The sequence below is a fragment of the Microcystis sp. M53602_WE12 genome, assembly GCF_030065455.1.
GTDB lineage: Bacteria > Cyanobacteriota > Cyanobacteriia > Cyanobacteriales > Microcystaceae > Microcystis > Microcystis aeruginosa.
The window spans coordinates 1-8,852 of the sequence record NZ_JASJFB010000043.1 but is presented as its reverse complement, the minus strand read 5'-3'; the positions used below and the strand labels follow the sequence as shown (position 1 = coordinate 8,852).

The window sequence follows — 8,852 nt, the reverse complement described above, 5'->3', positions numbered from 1 at the left end:
CTCAGCATCCCTATAAAACTCAAATCTTGGACTTCCATTCCTGCAAAACCCAATGGGCAACTCGTTCACTCTATTTTGAGGGACAGAAGCGAAATCAATTCTGTATCCTACACTACCGTTTGAATTTGGAATTGCTGAAAATAGCCTAGGGCAGTTGCTCTGGCTGGGGGGTCAATGCTATGATTAGGGAGACTTTTGCGGGTATAGTTCAGTGGTAGAACGTCACCTTCCCAAGGTGAATGTCGCGCGTTCGAGTCGCGTTACCCGCTTCTGACGACAATTGATTTGACATACCCCACGCCGTAAACGGACGTGGATTCTTCTAGCATCACTGCTGTGAATTTCTGGCTCAACGAGTCCACTTGAATTAGATTCCTGGCGAAATCCTACCCAGAGGTGGTTCTCTCCTCAGACTTTCGCTCCCTTACAGAAGCCTGTTCTCGGGGTCCCCTACGATACAGTTCAAAACCTCTAAAATAATTGGTTTCTTTGGTACTTGGTGCTGAGAATTTTTACCTATAGGAGCATTCCCCTATAGAACCCCATAACTCTAGTTTTCAAGGTGCGTTCATCGGTTGATGACTGGGTTTTTTAAGCGGTTGCTTACCCGGCCGCCTATTCTTAATATCATACATCAGATCAAGTCGCCCTAAAAGGGCGAGGCTTTAAACCCAATTTTTTGGTAATATATCAATTAACTGGCAAGATGGGCTTGGTCAAGTTAACCCCTTTGGCTGTTAACCGTCCCATCAAGCTGATCTAGGGCAAAGATAATGCTATCGCTACCATGAAACTAATTATCGGGGGACGTTACCAAGTTATTAAACCCCTAAGTCAAGGGGCTTTCGGTCAAACTTTTTTAGCCCAAGATAACTATCGCCCCGGCCGTCCTCAATGTGTGGTCAAACAGTTAATCACCCAAGTGGTTAACGAAGTTACTATAGGATTATTTGAGAGTGAGGCCAGAGCTTTGGAAAAACTCGGCCATCACCCTCAAATACCGCAATTTTTCGCCAGTTTTCAGGAAAATAAGTCTTTTTATATCGTTCAAGAATTTATCGATGGTCACGATCTTAGTCAGGAAATCTCTAAGGGTAAGCGTTTAGAAGAGAGTCAGGTAATTCAGTTATTAAAAGATATCTTGGAAGTTCTCGCTTTTGTCCATCAAAATAATATTATTCACCGAGATATCAAACCCCATAATATTATCCGTCGCCAAGAGGGCAAGCTAGTTTTAATCGACTTTGGCGGAGTCAAACAAGTGGGGACTCAATGGCTAAAAGCAAAACAGACCAGTGTGTCCATTGGGATTGGCACCCCTGGTTATATGCCTAGTGAACAGGCGCAAAATAAACCGCGATTGTCTAGCGATGTCTATGCCGTGGGAATCATCGCTATTCAAGCCTTAACCGGTCTCAAACCGACGCAATTGCCCGAAGATGCCGAAACCGGAGAAATCGCTTGGCGCGATCAGGCCGATGTTAGAGATGATCTAGCAGTTATTATCGATAAAATGACCCGTTATGACTGGCGCCAACGCTTTCCCTCGGCAGCAGAAGTTTTAGATGCCATAAAAGAGTTACTGCAATTGCGTCAACAACAAGCTTTAGTGCTGGAAATTTCAGCAGAGGATTTGTTTTATCGCGGTAACGCGCATCTCGATTTGGGGCAGCATCGCGAAGCAGTTCAATTGTATCAGCAGTCCCTGCGGAAAAAGCCCAATTTTGTCAATGCTTGGTATAATCGCGGTCTGGCCTTGCAACGATTAGGGCGTTTTCCTGAAGCTTTAGGGTCTTTTAATCAGGTAATTCAATTAGAGACTAATAATGCTCGGGCTTGGTTTTATCGCGGCATCGCTTTAGCTAATTTACGACAAATCAGTGATGCGATCGCATCTTGGGATAAGGCGATTCAACTGCAGCCAGATTATCTGGAAGCATGGCATTACAAGGGCATGATTTTATGTCGGATGCAACATTATGCGGAAGGTCTAGCGGCTTATAATCAAGCCCTGGCCATTAAATCCGATGCTAATGTCTGGTTTAGCAAAGGTGAAGCTTTACGGGAATTAGAGCGACTCAGTGAAGCGGTCGCCGCTTATAATAAGGCTTTACAGTTACAATCCCAAAAGGCTGAGGCATGGTATCAACGGGGTTGTTGTCTCTACAAGTTAAAATGTTTCTCGGAAGCAGTGGTTTCCTTTAACCAAACCCTACAACTAGAGCCTAGCCATCAATTAGCTCTCCAACAACGGAATTTAGCCCTTAATCACCTGAAATTGTAGGCAGCAAGCCAGGATTTTGGTTCTCTTGGATTTGGTGGGTAAAATTTATTCTCAGATACATTCCTCCTAGCGAGGGGGTGGAAGGAACCACTCCAGACACAGAGGACACAAAGATTGATCGCTTCTATAGTAAGTTAAACTGATCACACAAAGAATAAGAGAGCCGATTTTGACTCTCATTCAGATAAAATGGGCATACTAATATTATTGACAAGATGGGCGAAATTTGGATGTCTTCTCTTGAAACAATAGCAATCAACCAAAGATTTGAATATTTATTATCGGTTCTGTCAGCAGAGCGATTTCTCAAAAAACAGGGAATTGGCAATGAAGTTCCTTTTTTTATCTGTCCTTACCCACCTCAAGACACTGTTGAAATGGAACGTCTGCAAAAGCAACTGGTTAGTCAGTTGCATCAAAAAGGGATTCGCATATTAGAGATCAATCTTTATGAGCTCTGTCTTGACTTATTGAGGGAACGGCAGATATTTGAGCAAATTCTCGATATAGAATCCTCGATATCTAAAGGGGAACTGAAAGAGCTTTTACAAAATGTGTTAGATTCGGAGAGTCATTTAATTCCAGCCCTAGGCGAAAAAATTGCCGAAAATCCGTTTGATATCTTGTTTTTATGGGGCGTTGGTCAAATTTTTCCCTATATTCGTTCCCATAATGTTCTTAATAACCTCCAAACCACGAACAACAACCAACCGACGGTAATGTTTTTTCCGGGGGCCTACACCTATTCCCTAGAGTCGGGAGCCTCTCTCAATTTATTTGGACTCTTAGGAGATGACAAATATTATCGAGCTTTTAACATTTACGAGTACCAAGTTTAAGGGAGAACTAATTATGCAGTTAAGTAGAATTTTTGAGAAACAAGTTAGTCGTCCTATGGAAGGGGTAATCAAAGCGGATGCCAATGATGAGGCGAGTCTGCACGTTGAACTAGAAGAATATGTGCTTACCGGCGAGGTTGAAAAACGCCTAGAGGAGTTTTTGTCAGCTTATAACAATTATACAGGAGTTAATGGGGTTTGGATATCGGGCTTTTTTGGCTCTGGTAAGTCCCATTTATTAAAAATATTGGCCCTGTTGTTAGAGGATCGCTGGCTCGAAAATAGCCAAGCAATTGAAAAATTTTTACCCAAATGTCGGAACAATGAAATTCTTAAAAGAGACTTAAGGAAAGCCGTTGCTATTCCTGCTCAAAGTATTTTATTTAATATCGATCAAAAGGCGGATGTCACCAGTAAAACAGAATTTGATGCTTTATTATCAGTTTTTAGCAAGGTTTTCAATGAAGCGCGGGGTTATTATGGAAAACAGGGCTATATTGCTCAGTTTGAAAAAGAATTAGATGAGCGGGGGTTATATACTGCTTTTAAAACTGAGTATGAATCCGTTGCTGGTAAACCCTGGGAAAGGGGACGGGAACAAGTCATTTTAGAAAGAAAAAATATTGCGATCGCCTATGGAAAAGTGACCGGTGCATCGGTGGAAAATTCCACCAATATTCTCGATTTATATCGTCAGGATTATAAACTTTCCATTGATGATTTTTCCCAAGAGGTAAAAGCATTTATTGAACAGAAATCCTCTAATTTTAGACTAAACTTTTTTGTGGATGAGGTGGGACAATACATTGCGGATAATGTTAAATTAATGACCAATTTACAAACCATTGCCGAGAGTTTAGCCACAAAATGTCAGGGACGTTCTTGGGTGATTGTCACCGCTCAGGAAGACATGGAAACGGTATTAGGAGAAATGGGAAATCATCGAACTAAGGATTTTTCTAAAATTCAAGATCGTTTTGCTAATCGCATGAAATTAACCAGCCGGGATGTGGCGGAAGTTATTCAGAAACGTCTGCTGACAAAAAATGAGGATGGTGTTAGAATACTCGGGCAGATTTATGAGCAACAACGGCATAATTTACCTACCTTATTTCGCTTTTCCGATGGCTCAAGGGATTTCCGTAATTTTCAAGATAGAAACCATTTTATCGATTGTTATCCTTTTATTCCCTACCAGTTTACCCTTTTCCAGTCTGCTATTAGAGGATTATCTATACATAGTGCTTTTGAAGGAAAACATAGTTCGGTAGGGGAACGCTCAATGTTGGCGGTTTTCCGTAAGGTGGTAATAGCAATTGAGGGGCAAGAAATTGGTCATCTAGCTACATTTGATTTAATGTTTCAAGGAATTAGATCGACGTTGAAATCTAATATTCAGAGTGGTATTACTTTAGCGGAAGATAATCTTAATAATCCTTTTGCCGTGCGTCTTCTCAAGGCATTATTTCTAGTTAAATATGTAGAGGGATTTAAGGCTAATTTACAGAATTTATCTATCCTGATGTTAGAGGAATTTGAACAGGATATTTCCCACCTACAAAATCGAGTTCAGGAAGGGTTAAACCTGCTTGAACATCAAACCTACATTCAGAGAACGGGGGACTTGTATGAGTATTTAACGGACAAGGAAAAAGACATTGAGCAGGAGATTAAAAATACAGAATTAGAAGATAATAGGATTTTAGATGCCTTAAATAATTTAATTTTTGAGGAGATTCTCAAAACCGCAAAAATTCGCAATCAAGAGGGGACACAAGATTATCAATTCTCCCGTAAGATTGATGGAATACTTTATAAACGAGAATACGAGTTAAGTATTCAAATCATCACTCCTTTTTTCTGGCAACATGAGCAAGAAAAAGCCCTACAGATGGAGAATATGGGACGGGATGAGTTATTAGTTATTATCCCTTCTAATCAGCCTTTAATGAAAGATTTAACCATGTATAAAAGAACAGAAAAGTATGTTCAACAGAATATATCTGTCACTCATCAGGAAGAAGTTAAAAGTATTTTGAATCAAAAAAATCAAAGCAATCAACAAAATTACGAAAAGATTAAAAACAGTCTGAAAAGTTTATTAGGACAGGCTAAGTTATTTGTATCGGGAAGGGAGTTAGAGATTGGCAGTAGTGATGCTCAAAGTAGAATTATTTTAGGGTTTCAGAAATTAATTGCCGAGGTGTATCATAACTTTCAAATGTTAGGGGGAGTGACTTATAAAGTCGAACAATTTAAGCACTTTTTAGAACCGTCTCAAGAGGGTTTATTTAGTAATGATCTCAAGGATTTAAGTGAACCAGAAAAAGAGGTTTTTAACTTTACTCAAAAGGATAAAGAAAAGGGGTTAAGGACATCTATGAAGTCTCTAACCGATAATTTTCAACGTAAACCCTATGGGTGGAGTGAGGGGGCGATTTTATGTATGGTTGCCAAACTGTGCGCCAGAGGTAAGCTAAAAGTGGAAAGAGAGGGCAATTTGTTGGAAGGAGGGGCATTAGTTGAGGCTATTTGTAAGTCCCGTAATTATAGTAATATTTTACTACAGCCACAACAGAAATTTACCTCTTCACAGGTACGAAAACTTAAGGATTTTTATGAGGAATTTTTTGCTCAACCCTGTGGAGATAATGAACCTAAAGCTATTTATCAGAAAACGCAAGCAGCATTTAAGGAACTCAGCCAATTGATTCGAGAAACACTCTCAGAAATGGATAAATATCCTTTTTTATCGGCTTTAGAACCGGCTCGACAAACCCTGAATGATGTATGTAATCAGCCTTATGATTGGTATCTTACCGATTTAACCGAACGAGAGGATGAGTTATTAGATCTTAAAGAGAATGTAATAGAGCCGATTCTGAGTTTTATGCAGGGGGAACAAAAACGGATTTATGATCGGGCTAAACTGTTATTAGAGACTCAAAAGCCCAATTTTAGTTATATCAACAGCGATAATCTATCTCAACTGAGAACAGTTCTCACGGATACCCAATGCTTTAAAGGAAGCCGGATGCAGCAGGTAAAGGGGTTAATAGAGTCGGTAGAGGCAGAAATTTCTAGCGAAGTTACCAAGGAAGTGGAACAAGCACAGGAAGAAATCGGGTTGTTACAAGAGCGAATGGGTAAAATGGCCGAGTTTTCCCAACTTTCTCCGGTGCAACAGCAGGAAATTCTGAAATCTTTTCAGGATTGTTGTGATTCTATTGCTCAAGAAGATTTGATTGCTATGATTCGCAGTACCCGTCAGAAGTTTGAAACGGATACCTATCCTCGGTTACTCTCAAAAATGACTAAGTTGACGGGGGTTGATGGGGTTTCTTCCCAGGCAACCCGTCGGGTTAAGGAGTCAGAAACTCAATATATACCCAGTCAGACAATTAAGATTAATTTTGGCAAGGCATGGCTGGCAGATGAGGCGGATGTGGAGGAGTATCTCTCGGCAATGCGTGAGGCTTTAATAGCAGAAATTAAGGAAGGTAAACGGATTCAAATTTGAGAAGTGGGGTGTGGGGTGTGGGAACTATTTACCACGATATAGAGATTACCGATTTCTTGATTGAGATGAAAAGATGATTACATCATTAGAACTGAGAAATTTTACAGCTTTTCGACGTTTAAAAATTGATTTTTCTCCGAAGATTAACGTCATTATTGGAGAAAATGGGACGGGAAAAACTCATTTGTTAAAAGTTGCTTATGCCCTTAGTTCTGGGTATAAACTGTTTAAACAGCCATCGGAGATGGAGGAGTCTGATTTAAGGGATTTTTTAACCGAGCGGTTAATTCGTCTTTTTCTTCCTTTAAATAATAAATTAGGAAAACTTTATCACACGGGAGCAGAAGAAAGGGCAGAATGTACTATTAACTTTTCCCTAGAGCAAACGCTGAAAATTAGTTTTTCTAAGAGTTCCCAATCTGTGCATATTATCGAGAATAAAAATTATGAGCAATACCAACAAACTCCAGTTTTTATTCCTGCTCAAGAATCTTTATCTTTTATGGAGGGAATGCTTAGTCTCTACGATAGGTATCAAATGAATTTTGATGAAACCTATCGAGATCTATGGTCACTGCTAGATTTACCTGTTATCCGGTCTGAAAATCTTCAGGAAAAATCTAAATGGGCGATGGAAGAAATTAAAAATATTTGTGGGGGAAAATTTATCTTTTATGGAGGAGGTAGGGTAAATTTTAAAGTCAAAAATATAGAATATTCTGTTAATGCAATCGCTGAAGGTTTTCGCAAGATGGGAGTATTATCTAGGTTATTAGAAACGGGTGCAATTCAACCGGGGATGAGTGGGACATTATTCTGGGATGAACCGGAAGGAAATATTAACCCTAAATTAATGAGGCTATTGGTAGAAATTTTACTAGAATTATCTCGTAATGGTCAACAAGTTATAGTGGCTACTCATGATTATGTTTTTTTAAAATGGTTTGATTTACTAATTGATGAAAAGAAAGATGATAAGATTACTTATCATAGTCTTTATCGGGATCAGGAAAATAATCAATTAAGGGTTAATAGCACCCATGAATATCTAGAAATTTACCCGAACCGAATTTCAGATACTTATACGGATTTAACCAATGAACAACTTAAACAATATTTAAGGAGCTAAATTAAATGGGATTAACGTTAACAGAAGGTGATCTAAGTATAGAGTTTACAGACGCATTAAATGGTTTCGTGTTTGACCAAATGGATGCCAATCTACCCAATTATCATGGTATTGGTCAAATGGGTCGAGTGGATTTCATCGTTGAGATTGAGGAAACATTAATTTTTATTGAGATAAAAGATCCCAGTAATCCTAATGCTCAAACAAAAGGAAAAGAAAAGTTTTTGAAACAGCTAGAAAAAGGGGAATTAGCCGATACATTTGCTCAAAAATTTATAGATTCTTTTATTTATCGTTGGGCTGAGAATGAAGTTAACAAACCAATTCGTTATATTTGCTTAGTCACTTTAGACCAAGCTCTACTAATTAATTTGACAGATAAAATTAAGGAAAAATTACCCCCAATGGGGAGAGAAACTCCTCGATGGAAGCGAAAGTTCTATGAAATTTGCTTAGTTCTTAATATTGAAAGTTGGAATCAACTATTTGCTCCATGGCCAGTTAAACGAATTAGTTCCGAACTATCCGATATATGAACTTATCTCCTGATGCTATACCTTTAATTGGGTCTTGTTTACGCCCTCGGTTTAAAAGTTCTTGATACCAAGGCAATTGTTCTAAAACAGCTATTAATGGGGGTAAAACGCAGTAGAGAGTTAAGAGATTGATTAAAAACCTATTCCACTGACACTTACCAAAGATTGATAACATGATAATCTTGTTGAACTTGCAAACCTCGAAAATGAGACAGGTGTTCCCATAAATTAAGTTAGAACCGTTGTTAATATCTTTTTAGGATAAGATTGTCTTAAGTACCTAAGCAAAATTCATTACACATCTAAGCCACTACTCCGTCAGACTTCTGGTGTGAGGAAACAGTGAACTGAAAACTCAAATCCGATCCCTAATAGCTGTCTCCCGTCTCCCGTCTCCCGTCTCCCGTCTCGACTAGGAAATTAATTTTGCACGACTACTTAGGGTCTGCTGAATAAATCTAAAAACCTTGTTGGATAAGACTTTTGGACTTTTTTCCCCTCAAAAAGTGCCAGCCATTGGAGTGATCGGGGGTAAAATTCAGGT

Annotated in this window: 5 protein-coding genes and 1 tRNA gene; all 6 read left to right on the top strand. The window is 39.0% G+C overall.

Features of this window, described 5'->3' with window-relative positions:
* Positions 1-197: 197 nt before the first annotated feature.
* The 6 genes from PX482_RS01900 to PX482_RS01875 all read left to right on the top strand — a co-directional run bounded on the left by PX482_RS01900 (position 198) and on the right by PX482_RS01875 (position 8,308).
* Positions 198-269 (top strand) — tRNA-Gly (locus tag PX482_RS01900).
* A 518-nt stretch (positions 270-787) separates the two neighbouring features.
* On the top strand, positions 788-2,284 hold the full coding sequence (locus PX482_RS01895; RefSeq protein WP_288097241.1) for a serine/threonine-protein kinase: 1,497 nt from the start codon (positions 788-790) through the stop codon (positions 2,282-2,284).
* A gap of 215 nt (positions 2,285-2,499) precedes the next feature.
* Positions 2,500-3,123 carry a DUF1788 domain-containing protein gene (locus tag PX482_RS01890; RefSeq protein WP_004266781.1) on the top strand — a complete coding sequence of 208 codons (624 nt, stop codon included), beginning with the start codon at positions 2,500-2,502 and terminating at the stop codon, positions 3,121-3,123.
* 13 nt (positions 3,124-3,136) lie between these two features.
* The gene (gene brxC / locus PX482_RS01885; RefSeq protein ID WP_004266780.1) at positions 3,137-6,643 is read left to right on the top strand and encodes a BREX system P-loop protein BrxC; all 3,507 of its coding nucleotides are present in this window, start codon (positions 3,137-3,139) and stop codon (positions 6,641-6,643) included.
* 73 nt (positions 6,644-6,716) lie between these two features.
* Complete coding sequence (locus PX482_RS01880) at positions 6,717-7,772, top strand: AAA family ATPase (RefSeq protein ID WP_004266778.1); 1,056 nt, start codon at positions 6,717-6,719, stop codon at positions 7,770-7,772.
* 5 nt (positions 7,773-7,777) lie between these two features.
* Positions 7,778-8,308, top strand: a complete 531-nt coding sequence (locus PX482_RS01875) for a hypothetical protein (protein WP_004266777.1) — start codon at positions 7,778-7,780, stop codon at positions 8,306-8,308.
* Positions 8,309-8,852: the final 544 nt, after the last annotated feature.